Consider the following 16,222-nt stretch of genomic DNA (forward strand, 5'->3'; position numbering starts at 1 on the left):
GGACTTATCAGGGTACGGGGATACGCACCACCATGCAGGGACTTATCCGACCATTGGCCGTTTTGCTGGCGCTGGCCCTGGCAGCGCTTTTGCTGGCGGTCATGGTGGGCAGTGTTGCCATCACCCCTGGTGAACTGATGGCGGTGGTCATGGGCCAGGGCAACCCGCTGCACCATACCCTGATAACCGAGCTGCGCCTGCCCAGGGCTTTGTCGGCCCTGGCCACCGGCGGCCTGCTGGCGGTGGCCGGAGCCCTGATGCAGATCCTGCTTCGCAACCCTCTTGCCGACCCTTACGTGCTGGGCATTTCCGGCGGCGCCGCTGTGGGTGCCCTGCTGGCCATGCTCGGGGGCCTGGGAGCTTTTCTGGTATCAGGTTCGGCCTTTGCCGGGGCACTGCTATCGACCCTGCTGGTATTTGGCCTGGCCCATGGCACCGGTAGCTGGACACCCACCCGGCTACTGCTCACCGGCGTGGTGATTGCTTCGGGCTGGGGCGCGATGATTACACTCATGCTGGCAATCAGTCCCACCGAGCAGTTGCCTGGCATGCTCTACTGGCTGATGGGCGACCTGACCTACGCCAACAGTCCATGGCCTCCACTCTTCGTGCTGGTGACGCTGTGTCTGCTCCTGATGCCCCTTGGCCGCAGTCTGAACGTTCTGGCGCGGGGCGCATTGCAGGCGGCTGCGCTTGGGGTTTCGGTGCGTCCGCTGGAATGGCTGGTTTACATTCTCGCCAGTCTGGTAACCGCCGTTGCGGTAACCACCGCCGGCAGCATTGGCTTTGTAGGGCTTATCGTTCCTCATATGCTGCGCCTGGTGCTGGGCAACGACCAGCGGCTCATCCTGCCGGCCTGCGCGCTGGCCGGCGGCACCCTGCTGCTGCTCGCGGACACCCTGGCACGGACAGTCATCGCGCCGGAGCAGCTTCCGGTTGGGGTGATCACGGCCCTGCTGGGGGTGCCGGCCTTCCTGATTCTGCTGTACCGGAGCCGCTGATGAGCCTACTGAGTACGGACCAGCTTGTCACCGCCATACCCGGCCGGGCGCCGGGCTATGCTCTTGACCTCAGTTTCGAACCCGGTCAGGTGTGGGGTATCCTGGGACCAAACGGTGCCGGCAAATCCACCCTGCTGCACACGCTTGCCGGCTTGAGTCCGGCCCGGTCGGGTCATGTCAGGCTGGATGGCCACGATATTGCAGGGCTCGCCCGGCGCAAGGTGGCGCGGCAACTGGGGTTGCTGTTCCAGGATCACCACGACGGCTTTCCGGCCACGGTTATGGAAACCACTCTGATCGGGCGGCATCCGTTTCTTTCCCCCTGGCAGACCGAAACACGGGAGGATATGGCCTGTGCCTATAATGCCCTGACTGTCCTCGGGCTGGGTGCTCTGGCGCCGCGGCTGGTCAATACCCTCTCCGGTGGCGAGCGCCAACGGGTTGCCCTGGCCACCCTGCTGACCCAGGACCCGGATATCTGGCTGGTCGATGAGCCAACCAATCATCTCGACCTGCACCACCAAGTGGAAACCATGACGCTTATGGCCGACCGCGCTAGGCAGGGGCGCACGGTGATCATGTGCATGCACGATCTGAACCTGGCGGCCCGCTGGTGCGACCATATCCTGTTGCTCTACCCGAACGGAGACGCCTGCTGGGGCCCTGCGCGGCAGATGCTGGTGCCCCACGCGCTGGAGCGTCTTTATGGCCAGAGGCTGGCGACTGCCGAGATCGAGGGCGTGCCGGTGTTCATACCCCGTCCCTGATCAGGCCGGCGTCAGTTGTTCTCCGCCAGGTTTCGATCCAGGGCCTCCATGTGGGGCTCTATCGCTTTTATATCTTCTTCCGGGGCATTAGCCATGCTCTCTACCGATTTCATGGCACCGCCCATCATGGCCATCATCTGTTCTTTCTGGGCCTGGCTCATGTCGGGGTTATTCTGTATCTCACGCATGGCCGCGGACATCTCGTTCTGCATTTCGTTTCCTTCACCGCCCATGCGCTTGGCCATATAGGCATTCAGGACGCGATCGCCGACGGTGCTCCACTCCTCCACCGAGTCGAAGCCGTGATCTTCCACGACCTGTTCGACCTTGTCATACATTTCATGGCCCCGGATCTGCTCCATGCTGTTGGACATCAGCTTGCTCATGTCGGGCGGGGTCTTACCGGCTCCGGCGCTCATATCGGGACCCATGTCCTGGAACTCACTTTCCATGGTCTTGAGCTCTTGCAGGCTGGCGATGAAATTTTCGATACGTTTGTCTGTCAAAGTCTCCGCCTGCAGTGAACCGGCTACTGCCAGAAGCGCCAGCACCAGGACGGCTGTTGCGGATTTGATGAGGCTGTTGTTCATATCACCTGCTCCCTTTGGTGTCTCTTGCGGTCACCCCGGGTGTAAAGCAGGGGCGACGGACTATTCAACATAGTGTCGGTAGCGGCTATGGGCAAGTGATCCCGGCCCGATGAGATGATCTCAAGCGGCGCCGGATTCGTAAGCTATCGAACAAGAGCATTACTGCGTTCCGGGCGTTGGCCCGCCTGTAGCGGCTAGCCGCCGGCCCGGCCGCAACATTAGAGGTAAAGACCTATGAATTTAAGAATGACTACGATGATTCTGGTCGTCATGACCGCAGTGCTCGGCATACAGATCAGCGCTACCGGCGCTGATAGCAAGGATTCCAACTACGCGCCCCAGGATGACTCCCTGGCAGTGGCGACCTTTGCCGGGGGCTGTTTCTGGTGCGTGGAGGCGGGATTCGAAAAAATTCCCGGGGTGAAAGAGGCGGTTTCCGGCTATAGCGGTGGTGATGAGAAGAATCCCACCTACCAGCAGGTAGCCGGTGGCATCACCGGGCACACCGAAGCCGTTCAGGTCTACTATGATCCTGAAGTTATCACCTACGAGGGACTGTTACAGGGCCTCTGGCGGATGATGAATCCAACCGACGTGAAGGGTCAGTTCGTGGACCGGGGCCAGCAATACCGCCCGGCCATTTTCTACCATGACCAGGAACAGAAGCGTCTGGCTGAGGCGTCCATACAGGCCCTGGAAGAGTCCGGCCGGTACGACCATCCGGTACTGATCGAGGTTGTGCCCTTGGACACCTTTTATGAAGCCGAGGATTACCACCAGGATTACCACAAGACCAATCCGGTCCGTTATAACGTCTATACCTTCAACTCGGGGCGTTACCAGTTCATTGACAAGGTCTGGGGCGACGACCGGGAGATCGACTATGCCCGTTTCGCGCCGGAGGCAGGCAATGGGGAAGCGTCGGGGGAGCCAGAGCAAACCGGCAACTCTAAAAGCTTCGATGCCAGCAGCTACCAGAAGCCTTCCGATGCCGAGCTGAAAGAACGCCTGAGCCCGGTCCAGTATCAGGTCACCCAGCAGGACGGTACCGAGCGGGCCTACGATAACCCCTACTGGGATGAAAAACGGCCGGGCCTGTACGTGGACATTGTCTCGGGAGAGCCACTGTTTTCGTCCAGCGACAAGTACAAGTCAAACACCGGCTGGCCCAGTTTCATCAGGCCGCTCAAGCAAGGCGCCGTCATTGAGCATGAAGACCGCTCCTGGTTCGGCGTTCGCACCGAGATCCGCAGTGCCGTTGCCGATTCCCATCTGGGCCATGTGTTTAACGATGGGCCGGAGCCGACAGGCCTGCGGTATTGCATGAATTCGGCAGCTCTTCGCTTCATCCCCAAGGACGAAATGAAGGCCGCCGGTTATGGTGAGTATGTTGATCAGGTTGGCGAGCCGATCAGCTAAAGCAGCTGATTGAAATGTTCCGGCTCAGGTCCGGAACCGCGCTACCAGGCCGCGCAGTTCCTTGCCGAGGCGGGCCAGTTCCTGGCTCGTCGAGGCTACTTCTTTGGCATCCCCTGACGACCGGTCGCTGACATCCCGTATCAGTGTGACGTTCTGATTGATCTCGTCGGACACGGCCGTCTGCTGCTCTGCGGCGGTGGCTATCTGGCTGTTCACCCGGTTGATCTCATCCACCGCCTCGGTGATCTCACGGATCTGCTCGCCGGTGGCGTGGGCCTTGTCCAGCGTTTTCTGGGCCAGGTCAGAACCCACGGTCATGGTGTTCATTGAGCTGTCGGCGCTGGTCACCAGGGTCTTTATCAGGGTTTCGATTTCAGTGGCTGAGGTTTGGGTACGCTGGGCCAGGGAACGCACTTCATCCGCTACAACGGCAAAGCCCCGGCCCTGTTCCCCGGCCCTTGCCGCCTCAATGGCCGCGTTGAGCGCCAGCAGGTTGGTCTGTTCCGCCACCGATTTGATGACATCCAGTACAGTGCCTATGTTCTTGGTGTCGGCCTGAAGCGCCTGAAGACTGCCCATGACTTCAATAACCTTGTCGTTCAGCTCGGTGACGTGACCAAGCGTCTCGCGAACGGCCGTTTCGCCGGTTTTTGCCTTTTCGCTGGCCTGGCTTGCGGCGCTTGAGGCTTCACCGGCGTTGTGAGCCACATCATTAGCTGTCGCCACCATTTCGTTCATGGCGGTGGCGACCTGATCCGTCTGGTCACGCTGCTGGGCGACACCGGCACTGGTGCGCTCAGTCACCGTCGATAACTGCTCGGCGGAGGCTGCGATCTGGCTGGAGTTGGTCTCAATATTGCCCACCAGGTCTCGCAGGTTGACTACCATGGTGTCGAGGGCAGACATCAGTTGCCCGAACTCATCGCCCCGATGGCTCTGCACGTTCTGGCTCAGGTCGCCGGAGGCCACCTTCGACGCCAGGGTCACGGCTTCGTGGATAGGCCGGGTAATACTGCGGGCCAGGAGCCAGCCCAGCACCGAGCCGATCAGCAGTACCGCCGCCACCACAATAACGATGAACCAGGTAGCCTGGCTCTTGTCATTGACCATCTTCTCCAGCTGCAGTTCCTGCAGGGCCACCGCGTCCGCAAGAATTGCACGCGCTATGTCCACGGTTTTCAGTTCCTGGGCTTCGGTGGTCTGCCTGGCACCCAGCGCTGCACTGAAAGCGGCGGTGTAGGCCTGGAACTGCTCCCTGACCTGCTGCTTGGCATCAGGCTCGGCATAGCTCGAGTTAAGGGCTGAGGTCACATCGTCGATCAGGGCCCGGAAGCGTGCCGGGGCCCCGCTGTCATGTTCGAGCAGAAATTTGCGTTCTTCCTGGCGCATGGTTGCGAAGGCGCGATCCACCTCAAACAGGGCCTGTTCTTCGGCCAGCTGGGTTTCGATCGCCAGGGCTGCCGCCTCGATGGCACCCACCTGGGCGGCTTGCTCCCGACTGGCCTGTGCGAGCAGGGCGATCTCTTTGCGATAGTCGCGGATGCCGTCCAGCATGGCCTCTACCCGGGCAAGGTCGGCGGGCACCACCAGGTTGTTTTGCAATGAAGCCAACTGACGGGCGGCCAGGTCAATGGCGGCGGTATTCTGGTCGAGAAATTCCTGTTCACCCCGGATCAGGAAATTCTTTTCGTCGGTGCGGGCTTCCAGTACCGCAGCTTCGATGCTGCTGGTCTCAGCCACAATCAGTGACCGCGCGCCGTAGCGATCCAGGGCCATGATGCCAATGGCACCGACCACAAGAGAAAGTAAAACCAGTATGGCAAAGCCGGAATACAGCTTGGCGCCGATGGACCAGCGAGCGGTGACATTGGAGAGCGGCATGCTTGGTTCCTGATCAATAGGACAGAACTGCTGGCGAATCATCGCCTTCTGATTGTTCATCGACCGGTCAGGGCAAAAGTTTAATTTTTGTGCAAATAAAAAGGCCTGCAACGACAGCGTTGCAGGCCTCAAGTTCCAGTCAATGTGACCGGTCTGTCAGAACAGCAGATCCGGCAGATAAGTGGCAATCTCCGGAAACACCATAAGGCAGCCGATACCCACGATCTGGATGAGCACGAAGGGCACGACTGACCGGTATATATCGCTCATGGTTATCCCCGGCGGCACCACCCCCTTAAGGTAGAACAGGTTGAACCCGAAAGGCGGCGTCATGTAGCCGATTTCCATATTGATCACGAACAGAATGCCGAACCAGATCGGGTCGAAGCCCAGGGACGCCACGATAGGCGTGAATACCGGCAGGGTGATCAGCATGATGCCCACCGGGTCCAGCACCATGCCCAGCAGGAAGACAATCAGCATCATGAAGAGGATGATTGCCCAGGGTCCGCCAGGTAGGGACATGAGTATCTCTTCGATCATCGGCTGGGCACCCATGCTCTGGTAGGCGGCACTGAACGCATGGGCCGCGAACAGGATCCACATGATCATGCCGGTGAGCTTGAATGTCCGCACCGAGGCATCCCTGATCAGTTCGATGTTCAGGGCGCGGTAGACCGCGGCCGAGAGCAGTGCACCCAGCACACCCATAGCCGCTGCCTCGGTGGGCGTGGTGATGCCCCCGATGATCGAGCCCAGCACCATGAACACCACCAGGATCGGTAGCAGCACCGAGCGCAGGGCGGCGAATTTTTCCGGCCAGGTGCCCCGCTCTTCTTTGGGCAGGTCGGGAGCCAGGTGAGGCTGCAGATAGCAGCGTATTAGCACGTAAGCCGAGGTCAGGACCATCAGCATGATCCCCGGCAGTATACCGGCCGCGAACATCTTGCCCACCGACACGCCGGTGATCAGGGCATAGAGAATCATCAGGATCGAGGGTGGGATAAGCACACCCCAGCCACCGCCGGTGTTGATGACCCCAAGTACCATTTTCTTGTCGTAGCCACGCTCCAGCATGGCTGGCAGCGCAATGGTACCCATGGCCACAACAGCTGCACCGCTGATGCCGACCATCGCTGCGAAAATCGCACAGATCACCAGGGTGCCAATGGCCAGGCCGCCGCGGACGCCACCGAACCACAGGTGCATCATCCGGTAGAGGTCCCGGGCAACCCCGGTTCGCTCAAGAATCATGGCCATGAACACGAACAGTGGAATGGCTACCAGGGTAAAGCTTCCCATGGTGCTCCAGATCTGCGAAGCCACCAGGTAGAAGGAGTCAAAACCCCAGGTAAAGTAGAGGAATATAACGGAAACACCGCCGAGGACGAACGCCAGTGGCAGGCCCAGTACCAGAAAGAACAGCAGGGAGCCGAAGAAAAGCAGGGTCAGTAATTCGATGCTCATGCCATATCCTCCGGGTGTTCTTCTACTTCAGGTTCTGGCTGGTAGTAACTGAGGTTGAATGCAATGGCAATGTCCTGCAGCAGCTTCACAACGCCTTGCAGGATCAGCAACAGGGTGGCTAATGGTATAAATGCTTTCACCGGCCAGATGGGCGGGTTCCAGGATGAATACGACGTTTCCCGGTTGCTGAACGATTCCCAGGCCATGTCGACAGCAAAGTAGAGCAGTGACAGCGTAAACAGAAAAAACAGGAGCGACGTAAACAGGTCAAGGAACGCCCGGTTTCGGCGGCTGAATTTTGAGTACACCAGATCCACATTGACGTGGCCGTTGTGGGCCAGCAGATAGCCGCCGGCCATCAGTCCGTAGATTCCGAAAAGCAGCTGGGTCAGCTCCCCAGTCCAGGACAGGGGCCGCTCAAGCAGATATCGAAAAGCCACACCCGTGATCAATAACAGGAACATAACCATGACCAGGTAGGAGAACCACCGGCCGAGTAGTTCGTTGAGCCTGGTTATGCCTGTCATGAATGCGGTTAGAGCACGCATCTTGTCCCTCCGCCGTAAGGATTTGCTTGAGAAGATAGTGATTGGCAAAGAAAAACCGGGCGGGAGCCGCCCGGTTTTTGCTGTATGCCTGCTTACAGACGGCCGAGCTGCTTCAGATAGTCCTTGACCATATTGACGGCTTTCTGGGCGTTTTCGCTACGCTCAGCTTCCTCGTCCCAGATTACCTGGGCCGCTTCCATCATGTGATCCTGGACATCCTGCGGCAGTTGGTTGATCTCAACGCCTTCTTCGTCGATGGCCTTCTGAAGAGTGACTTTTTCCTTGTGCTGGTACTCGTTGGTACGGAACCAGAACTGGTCCCTCAGGGCATCCTTGACGGTGGCCTGCATCTCTTTGGGAAGTTTATCGAGCGCTTTCTGGCTGACGATAATGGCGTCTGTACCGGCCACGTTTAGTGCTGGCTTGACGTGGTACTTGGCCACTTCGTACAGGGACATGCTATACGCGCCCTGGGCTGCACCCCAGTGGGCCCCGTCAACAATGCCGGAATCCAGCGCCGAATATAGCTCAGCACCGGAAATGTAGGTAGTAGATGCGCCTGCTTCGTCCAAAAACTTTTCAAGGGCGCCTGAGGAGCGGATTTTCAGTTTTTTCAGATCTTCCACGCTCTTGATTGGATTCTTGACCACCATCTCGGTCGGGTAGACCTTGTCAGTCGCCCAGTAGACGTTATGTTCGGCGGCTTCTTCCTGCAGCATCTCTTCGAAGCCCATGTTCATATGGAAATAGGCAGCTTCGGCCGGGGTGTGGAAGGCCAGCGGAAGACCGGAGGCCACGCCTGCCAGGCTGATCTTGTCCTGGGCATAGGCCGGCGAGATGGTGCCCATTTCCAGAATGCCACGACTCACGGCGTTGAAGGTTTCCGTGGGCTTGAACAGGGAGCCCGACTCGTACAGCTCCAGTTTGAGGCGGCCGTCCGTGCGTTCATCCAGTTCCTTCTGCAGACGGCCGAGGCTGTCCTTGTAAGAGGAGCTGGCGCCGGGCCAGTGTGACTGGACTTTCCAGGTAATGGTGTCCTGGGCGTTAACCGGCGCGGACACCAGGGCAGCACTCAGGCCGAGGGTGAGAGCTGAGGCATAAACAGTAAGGGTTTTTTGGGCAGTGTTTAGCATCTTCATTGCGGGACCTCGATCGTTATGGCTTTAATTGTCGTTATTATTAGTTTCGCTCTGCAGAATTAACGACTGCAGAATGGATCTCAGTAATTGAATCTATCACACACTTTGCTTTTTGCAATAGGTTACAGATTGATATTCTGTTATCCGTTTTAGTTTGCAAGAGAAAGTATAGTGGTTATCCCTGGCTCCAGGCGGACATGTCCATTTGGTCACTTTCCGTCAATGCCAGTAAGGGGCGCGAAGCTCCCGCTTTAACACCTTGCCGATGGTCGAGCGCGGTAACTCCTTGCGTAGCTCTATGGCCGCCAGGCGCTGAGTTTTGCCCAATTGGCCGTTAGCCCACGCCAGCAGTTCGGCTATGGCTTGCTCACTGCTGTCCTGATCGGGCCTGAGCACCACCAGCCCCAAGGGCGTCTCCCCCCACTGGTCGCTGGGAATACCTATCACAGCGGCATCGGCTACAGCCGGGTGCGCCAGCAGCACCTTCTCCAGATCCACCGCGTAGATATTGAAGCCGCCGGATATGATCATGTCCTTGCGGCGATCAAGGATGTAGACAAAACCATCCTCGTCTACGCGGCCCATGTCGCCGCTGCGGAAGAACGCCAGGCCTTCGGGGCTGGTCCACAACATCTCCCGGGTTTGGTCATCCCGGTTGACGTAGCCTCGCATCATGGAAATGGCACGGCCGACGATTTCCCCGGTTTCGCCCCGGGCAAGCTCATTGCCCTGCTCGTCAATCACCCGCACCTCGGCACCTTCGGTGGGCAGGCCCACCGAATCCCATTTGTCCGGGTGGGCGGCGCAATCCAGGCTGGTGGAAATGCCGCCTTCGGTGAGACCGTAGATCTCACGGATGTTGCCCGGCCAGCGGTCCATGGCTTCGCGGATGACCTCCGCACGCAGGGGCGCGCTGGTGCACAGCTTGAGCTGGAAAGACGACAGGTCGAAGCGCTCAAACTCCGGATCGGCAAGAATGCGCTGATACTGCACGGGCACCAGCATGGCGTGAGTGACCCGGTGGCGTTCGGCCAGCTCCAGGAAGCGCCGGGCATCGAATCGGGCCATTAGTACCAGCGTGCCGCCGTTGAAGAGGGTCGGCAGTGCCGATACCAGGGTCGTGTTGGAATACAGCGGCGTGGAAACCAGGTTGACGGCGTTGCCATCCAGTCCGAACCGGCTCAGGCGTACCATTTGGCGCTGGCGGAACCGGTAATCGTGGAGAATGCCCTTGGGTGTGCCGGTGGTGCCGGAGCTGTAGATGATATTAAACGGATGGTCCAGGGTAACCGGCGCCGGCCGGGCCTCGGTGCTGACCGTGCCAAGCCACTGCTCAAGATCAGGCAGCGCTGGCCCGCTCTCCGCGGTTTTGTCGGGCTGTGGGTCGAGCGCAATGCAACTTACGTTGAGGCTCTCCAGCTCGCCTGCCATTGCCTCCAGTAACGGCAGGTTCTTGCCTGAAACGAACAGAAAACGGGCGCCGCAATCCTTGACCATCAGGGCCAGGCTGGCCTCACTGGCCATCCCGGACAGTGGCACCATGCAGCCCCCGGCCACCAGCGTGCCCAGATACAGGGCGACCGCCTCAATCCGGTTTTCAGACAACAGTGCCACGGTATCCCCTGACTCGAGACCCTCGGCCCGCAGCCTGTTTGCGATACGGTTGGCCTGCGTCACCAGTTCGCTCCAGCTGATCTGGCGCTCATCGTCGATGAGTGCGATCTGCTGCGGACGTTCTGCTGCCAGTTTCTGTATACGTTGGCCGATGGCTTTCATGGCTTCTTCGGGATCGACGGGCCCGATAACGGGCATTTGCAGCAAGCTTTTCATTTTTCGGGCCTTCACTGTTGTCGAGTTTTATCTAGTGAAATTAACTTCCGATTATATTGACTCAAAACCGGAAGGCGTGACAAATTACTTCGAGATGAAATTTGCGTTGGCAACAACAAACCACAACAGGGAGCATCAGTAATGGGGCGTTTCGATAACCGGGCAGCCATAGTTACCGGCGCCGGCAGTGGCATTGGCAGAGCTACTGCGATCCGCCTGGCGCGTCAGGGAGCCCGTGTCATGATGGTGGATCGTTCCGAAGCCGGTTTGCTGGATACCGAAAGCCTGCTGCCCGAGGGCGCTGATAGCCTGCGGCGGATTGCTGATGTGGCTGATGAGTCCCAGGTCAAGGCGCTGGTGGAAGAGGCCGTCAAGGCCTTCGGCAAAATAGACGTGCTCTGCAATGTCGCCGGTATCGCCAGCAAAGGGGGCACTCATCCGGATATCACCGCTAACGATCGGGAAGAGTGGGAAGCGGTGCTGGCCGTGAATCTGATCGGCACCATGCTGCTCATCAAACACGTATCGCCTCACATGCGGGCCCGCAAGCTCGGAGCCATCGTCAACACCGCCTCGGTGGCGGGAATCCGTTCCGGCGCCGGCGGTAATGCCTATAGCGCGTCCAAGGCCGGCGTGATCAACCTGACCCAGACGGCTGCCTGTGACCTGGGCGGGGATAACGTGCGGGTGAACGCGGTCTGTCCCGGGCTGGTGGAAACCGGCATGACCCAGGCAGTCTTCGACTACGCGCGCGCCAACGAAAAGGCCCATAAACTGGGCTCACGGTGCGAACTGCGTCGCTATGGCGCACCGGACGAAATAGCTGCGGCTATTCTCTTCCTGGCCAGTGACGATGCCAGCTACATCACCGGCCAGGCTCTGCCCGTGGATGGCGGCAATACTGCTTCTTTGAACCTGCCGGGAATGAAAGTGTAATGAATGACCACAGCCTGCCTATCAGAGGTGGCCAGGATCTGCCGGGATTCCACCGCTTGCTGGGTTACCGCCAGGTTTCCTGGCAAGAGAACGAAGCGGTGATCGAACTGGAGCTTGCCTCGCAGCACCTGAACCTTGGCGGCGTAATCCATGGGGGGGTGCTGACCTCGCTGCTGGATATCGCAATGGCCGAAGCGGGTACTTACTGCCCCTACCCAGGCCGCATGCGCAAGGCGGTCACGCTGTCCCTGACAACGACCTTTACCGGCCAGTGTTCTGCCGGCACTATTCGCGTAACCGGCCGCAAACGGGCAGGCGGCACCCGCATATTCAACAGTACCGGCGAAGTCCATGACGACCAGGGCAACCTGCTGGCCATCGCCGAGGGCACTTTCCGCATCCGCTCGGGCAGTGAAAAGCCGGAAGGTGTGCCAATCTGAATATCGGGACAGAACAAACAACACGGAACACGCCGCTGGCGTCCCCATCAGCAAAGCCAATCAACGAATGAGGTAACGGACATGTTCGAGCTGTCTGACAAAGCGAAAAAACTGCAGACGCAGCTTCACGAATTCATGGATGCTCACATCTATCCCAACGAGCACAAGCACCATGAGCAGGTCGAGCAGGCCGAAAACCGCTGGGCGCCCGTACCGATCATCGAGGAGCTGAAGGCCAAGGCCAAGGCGGCCGGACTCTGGAACCTGTTCCTGCCGGAGAGCGAATACGGTGCCGGCCTGACCAACTACGAATACGCTCACCTATGTGAAGTCATGGGCCGATCCGAAATGGCGCCCGAGGTTTTCAACTGCTCGGCGCCCGATACCGGCAATATGGAAACCATCGCGCGCTACGGCAACAAAGAGCAGCAGGACAGGTGGCTGAAGCCCCTGCTTGAGGGCGAGATCCGCTCCTGCTTTTCCATGACCGAGCCGGATGTGGCCTCCTCGGACGCCACCAATATTGCCTGTGAAATCCGCCGTGACGGCGACGAATACGTGATCAATGGCAAAAAATGGTGGTCCTCGGGCGCCATGACCACCACCTCGAAGATCGCCATCGTCATGGGCAAGACCAACCCCGAGGCCGAGAAGCACCAGCAGCAGTCGATGATCCTGGTGCCGCTGGATACCCCGGGGGTGAAGATGATTCGCTCACTGACGGTCTTCGGTTACGACCATGCCCCCCACGGCCACGCCGAGATCCACTATGAGAATGTGCGGGTGCCGGTGGAGAACCTTCTGCTGGGCGAGGGCCGCGGTTTCGAAATCGCCCAGGGCCGCCTGGGACCGGGCCGTATCCATCACTGCATGCGCACCATAGGTGTCGCCGAGCGCGCCCTGGAACTGATGTGTAAACGCGCCAATGAGCGTGAAGCTTTCGGTAAGCCGCTGTCCAGCTTTGATTCCATCCGCAAGGACATCGCCCGCAGCCGCATCGAGATCGAACAGGCGCGGCTGATGACCCTGAAGGCGGCGCATATGATGGACACCGTCGGCAACAAGGTGGCCCGTCAGGAAATCGCCATGATCAAGGTGATCGCCCCGAGCATGGCATTGAAAGTTCTGGACCGTGCCATTCAGGTCCATGGTGGTGCCGGTGTGTCCCAGGACACCTTTCTGGCGAGTGCCTGGGCCAAGGTGCGGACCCTGCGGCTGGCGGACGGCCCGGATGAGGTGCACCTGGATTCCGTGGCCAAGATCGAGCTTCGTCAGTACCGCTAAACCGATAGCCTCTGAGTCAGGGGTAGAGCGGTCGGGGTGGTGTCCTTCCGAGACACACCGTGAATACGTCCATGTAGGCTTGAGCAAAACATCCCTGTTTTGCACAGTCCCGAAAGGACACCACCCCGGCCACTCCCACGCTTCAGTGCATGAGGATTGAATAATGACTAATCCACTGTTTGATATGACCGGAAAGGTCGCTCTGATCACCGGCTCCACCAAGGGCATCGGCCGCTCCATCGCCGAGGAAATGGCTCGGCTGGGCGCTAAAGTGGTGATCTCCAGCCGCAAGGCCGACGCCTGTGAGCAGGTCGCCGGTGAGCTGAAAGCTCAGGGCTACGAAGCCATTGCCATTCCCTGCCACGTGGGCAAGAAGGACGAACTGCAGAACCTCGTGGATAAAACCAACGAAGCCTGGGGCACCATCGACGTGCTGGTGTGCAACGCCGCCACCAACCCGGTGTACGGCACCACCGCCGAAATGAACGATGAGGCCTGGGACAAGATCATGGACACCAACGTCAAGGGCACCTTCTGGCTCACCAACATGGTGCTGCCGCAGATGGCCGAAAAAGGCGAAGGTGCCGTTGTTCTTCTGTCCAGCATCGCGGGTATCCGTGGCAACACCACCATCGGCACCTATGGCGTATCCAAGGCTGCGGAAGCGGCGCTGGCCCGGAACCTTGCAGTGGAGTGGGGCCCGAAAGGCATACGGATCAACAGTATTGCGCCCGGCCTTATCAGAACCGACTTTGCCAAAGCTCTGTGGGAAGACCCGGTGCGCATTAAACGTGCGGAAGACAAGACTCCGCTCAGACGTATCGGTGAGCCGGTGGACATTGCCGGCCTCGCAGTCTTTCTTTCCACAAAGGCAAGCGCGTACATCACCGGCCAGGTCATCGTGGCCGATGGCGGCGAGACAATCAGTTGAGAACCCGCCTCGGTGGGCCGAAGCAGGTGGGTGGGTTATTTTTCTGTCGGGAAAAGGTGTCTGAGCGCAGCGAGTTCTTTTCCCGACAGAAAACTATCACTCCCGCCGGCCATCACCCCCAAATATGAAGGCAACATAAAAAATGAGTATCACCCCAGAACTGGTCGACGTACTGGACGCCCACAAGTTCGATGAAGCCAAGCTCTTGGCTTGGCTGCAGGAATCCATACCAGGCTTCGGCAAGCGCCTGGAGGTCAGGCAATTCCAGGGCGGCCAGTCCAATCCCACGTTCCTGCTGGACACCGACAGCGGCCAGTATGTGCTGCGCAAGAAACCACCGGGAAAAACTCTGCCCTCTGCCCACATGGTCGAGCGGGAATACAAGGTCATGCGTGCCCTGTCCGAACATACCGATGTGCCCGTGCCGAAAACCCGGGCTCTGTGTGAAGACAGCAGCATCATCGGTACGCCGTTCTACGTCATGGACTATCTGGAAGGCCGCATCGTCAGTCACCCCGCATTACGGGCACTGGATCGTTCCCAACGGATGCCAGCTCATCATTCGGCTATCGATACCCTGGCTGCATTGCACTCAGTGGATGTCAACCTTGTGGGCCTTGGGGATTATGGCCGGCCCGAAGGTTACGTGGCTCGACAGGTGGCCCGGTGGAGCAAGCAGTACCTGGCATCGAAAACCGACGAAATGCCGGCCATGGAAAATCTGATGGACTGGCTGCCAAAGAACCTACCGTCCACAGAGGAATGCGCCATTGCACACGGCGACTACCGTTTCGGCAACCTGATGCTGGCCCCGGACAAGCCCGAAGTGATCGCCATTCTCGACTGGGAACTGTCCACTCTCGGTCATCCCCTGGCGGATCTGGCCTACTACTGCCTGCCTTACCATCTGCCCTCCGATATGGGAGGCATGCGTGGGCTGCAGGGAGAGGATCTGGAAGCGCTGGGGATACCTGACGAGCAGGAGACTATTGCTCGTTACTGTAAGCAAAGCGGCCGTGAGGGCATTGCCGACTGGCATGTTTTCCTGGCGTTTTCCCTGTTCCGCCTGGCGGCCATCGTCCAGGGGGTATACGCACGGGCGCTACAGGGCAACGCTGCCAACGCCGATGCCCTGCAGGTCGGCAAGCGGGCCAGTCTGCTGGCTGATGCCGGCTGGCGCATTGCCAGTGAGGGAGCCTCCCGATGAAGGAGCCTATTGTCCAGCGTATCCTCATCACCAATGACGACGGCATCAATGCGCCGGGACTTAAGGTGCTTGAGCAGATCGCCCGCAATCTGGCGGAAGAGGTCTGGGTAGTGGCGCCGGAACACGATCGCAGTGGCGCTGGCCAGAGTATTTCCATTCATGACCCGCTGCGGGTGTATGAGCAGGGGGACAGGCGCTTCGCGGTCTCCGGCACTCCGGCCGACTGCGTGCTGTACTCCCTGGCCCAGTGGTTCGGCGAAACCCCGCCGGATCTGGTGCTGTCGGGGGTGAACTGCGGCGCCAACATCAGCGACTCGGTGCAGTATTCCGGCACCGTGGGTGCGGTGCTCAGTGCCCAGCACATGGGCATACCCGCCATCGCCCTGAGCCAGGCCTTTCTGAGCCGTGAAGGCATAGACTGGTCGCCGGTGTCCGTTTTCGGGGAAGCCGTAGTGCGCCAATTATGGCAGCCAGGTCAGCGCCTCGCCTGGAATGTGAATTTTCCGGCTTGTGAAACCGCGAACATCAACCAGGCGCGCTGGTGCACCCAGTCAAACGGGTCCATCCAGCGTGCCCGTCTGCTGGCGGGTCAGGATGCCCGCAGTCTGCCGTACTGGTGGCTGGGCTTTGATCGTAGTTCCCGGCACATAGTGGCGCCGGGTGAGGACGTCAGCGTGCTCCGGGACAAGGCAATTGCCATCACACCACTGCGCCACCAGGAAACGCTGCCCGGCGGCCTGGACTTTTTTGATCTGGCCGGCACAGCGGCTCACTGAACAGGA

General features: G+C 59.5%; 15 protein-coding genes. 9 read left to right on the plus strand and 6 right to left on the minus strand.

What is annotated here, in order from left to right; genetic code table 11:
• Positions 1 to 32: 32 nt before the first annotated feature.
• The gene (locus tag G7W63_RS18090) at positions 33 to 1,001 is read left to right on the plus strand and encodes an iron chelate uptake ABC transporter family permease subunit (protein ID WP_166262379.1); all 969 of its coding nucleotides are present in this window, start codon (positions 33 to 35) and stop codon (positions 999 to 1,001) included.
• Complete coding sequence (locus G7W63_RS18095) at positions 1,001 to 1,768, plus strand: ABC transporter ATP-binding protein (RefSeq protein WP_166261732.1); 768 nt, start codon at positions 1,001 to 1,003, stop codon at positions 1,766 to 1,768. The genes G7W63_RS18090 and G7W63_RS18095 overlap by 1 nt, the downstream gene beginning before the upstream one ends.
• An 11-nt stretch (positions 1,769 to 1,779) precedes the next feature.
• Here G7W63_RS18095 and G7W63_RS18100 read toward each other — a convergent pair whose 3' ends face one another.
• On the minus strand, positions 1,780 to 2,358 hold the full coding sequence (locus tag G7W63_RS18100; protein WP_166261734.1) for a hypothetical protein: 579 nt from the start codon (positions 2,356 to 2,358) through the stop codon (positions 1,780 to 1,782).
• A gap of 270 nt (positions 2,359 to 2,628) precedes the next feature.
• Here G7W63_RS18100 and msrB point away from each other — a divergent pair, with 270 nt between their 5' ends.
• Complete coding sequence (gene msrB / locus G7W63_RS18105) at positions 2,629 to 3,777, plus strand: peptide-methionine (R)-S-oxide reductase MsrB (protein WP_423202303.1); 1,149 nt, start codon at positions 2,629 to 2,631, stop codon at positions 3,775 to 3,777.
• A 24-nt stretch (positions 3,778 to 3,801) separates the two neighbouring features.
• Here the strand turns inward: msrB and G7W63_RS18110 are convergent, their stop codons facing one another.
• The 5 genes from G7W63_RS18110 to G7W63_RS18130 form a co-directional block, all read right to left on the minus strand.
• Entirely contained in the window at positions 3,802 to 5,718 is a 1,917-nt protein-coding gene (locus G7W63_RS18110) for a HAMP domain-containing methyl-accepting chemotaxis protein (protein WP_242634486.1), read from the minus strand.
• A gap of 96 nt (positions 5,719 to 5,814) precedes the next feature.
• Positions 5,815 to 7,125 (minus strand): TRAP transporter large permease, encoded by a 1,311-nt coding sequence (locus G7W63_RS18115; protein WP_166261740.1) that lies wholly within the window; start codon positions 7,123 to 7,125, stop codon positions 5,815 to 5,817.
• The gene (locus tag G7W63_RS18120; RefSeq protein ID WP_166261743.1) at positions 7,122 to 7,673 is read right to left on the minus strand and encodes a TRAP transporter small permease subunit; all 552 of its coding nucleotides are present in this window, start codon (positions 7,671 to 7,673) and stop codon (positions 7,122 to 7,124) included. The genes G7W63_RS18115 and G7W63_RS18120 overlap by 4 nt, the downstream gene beginning before the upstream one ends.
• A 92-nt stretch (positions 7,674 to 7,765) precedes the next feature.
• The gene (gene dctP, locus G7W63_RS18125) at positions 7,766 to 8,812 is read right to left on the minus strand and encodes a TRAP transporter substrate-binding protein DctP (RefSeq protein WP_166261746.1); all 1,047 of its coding nucleotides are present in this window, start codon (positions 8,810 to 8,812) and stop codon (positions 7,766 to 7,768) included.
• 219 nt (positions 8,813 to 9,031) lie between these two features.
• Complete coding sequence (locus tag G7W63_RS18130) at positions 9,032 to 10,642, minus strand: class I adenylate-forming enzyme family protein (protein ID WP_166261749.1); 1,611 nt, start codon at positions 10,640 to 10,642, stop codon at positions 9,032 to 9,034.
• A gap of 141 nt (positions 10,643 to 10,783) precedes the next feature.
• On the opposite strand from G7W63_RS18130, the gene G7W63_RS18135 reads away from it, so the two are divergent.
• The 6 genes from G7W63_RS18135 to surE all read left to right on the plus strand — a co-directional run bounded on the left by G7W63_RS18135 (position 10,784) and on the right by surE (position 16,216).
• A complete protein-coding gene (locus tag G7W63_RS18135; protein ID WP_166261751.1) occupies positions 10,784 to 11,578 on the plus strand; it encodes an SDR family NAD(P)-dependent oxidoreductase in 795 nt (264 codons plus the stop codon).
• Positions 11,578 to 12,018, plus strand: coding sequence for a PaaI family thioesterase (locus G7W63_RS18140; protein ID WP_166261754.1), 441 nt, complete (start codon positions 11,578 to 11,580; stop codon positions 12,016 to 12,018). Before G7W63_RS18135 ends, G7W63_RS18140 begins: the two co-directional genes overlap by 1 nt.
• A gap of 81 nt (positions 12,019 to 12,099) precedes the next feature.
• A complete protein-coding gene (locus tag G7W63_RS18145; RefSeq protein ID WP_166261758.1) occupies positions 12,100 to 13,302 on the plus strand; it encodes an acyl-CoA dehydrogenase family protein in 1,203 nt (400 codons plus the stop codon).
• Between the two features lie 163 nt (positions 13,303 to 13,465).
• Positions 13,466 to 14,233 carry an SDR family NAD(P)-dependent oxidoreductase gene (locus G7W63_RS18150; RefSeq protein ID WP_166261760.1) on the plus strand — a complete coding sequence of 256 codons (768 nt, stop codon included), beginning with the start codon at positions 13,466 to 13,468 and terminating at the stop codon, positions 14,231 to 14,233.
• A 142-nt stretch (positions 14,234 to 14,375) separates the two neighbouring features.
• Entirely contained in the window at positions 14,376 to 15,440 is a 1,065-nt protein-coding gene (locus G7W63_RS18155; RefSeq protein WP_166261763.1) for a phosphotransferase, read from the plus strand.
• The gene (gene surE / locus G7W63_RS18160; protein WP_166261766.1) at positions 15,437 to 16,216 is read left to right on the plus strand and encodes a 5'/3'-nucleotidase SurE; all 780 of its coding nucleotides are present in this window, start codon (positions 15,437 to 15,439) and stop codon (positions 16,214 to 16,216) included. The genes G7W63_RS18155 and surE overlap by 4 nt, the downstream gene beginning before the upstream one ends.
• Positions 16,217 to 16,222: the final 6 nt, after the last annotated feature.

It is taken from the genome of Marinobacter salicampi (assembly GCF_011074795.1).
Classification (GTDB): domain Bacteria; phylum Pseudomonadota; class Gammaproteobacteria; order Pseudomonadales; family Oleiphilaceae; genus Marinobacter; species Marinobacter salicampi.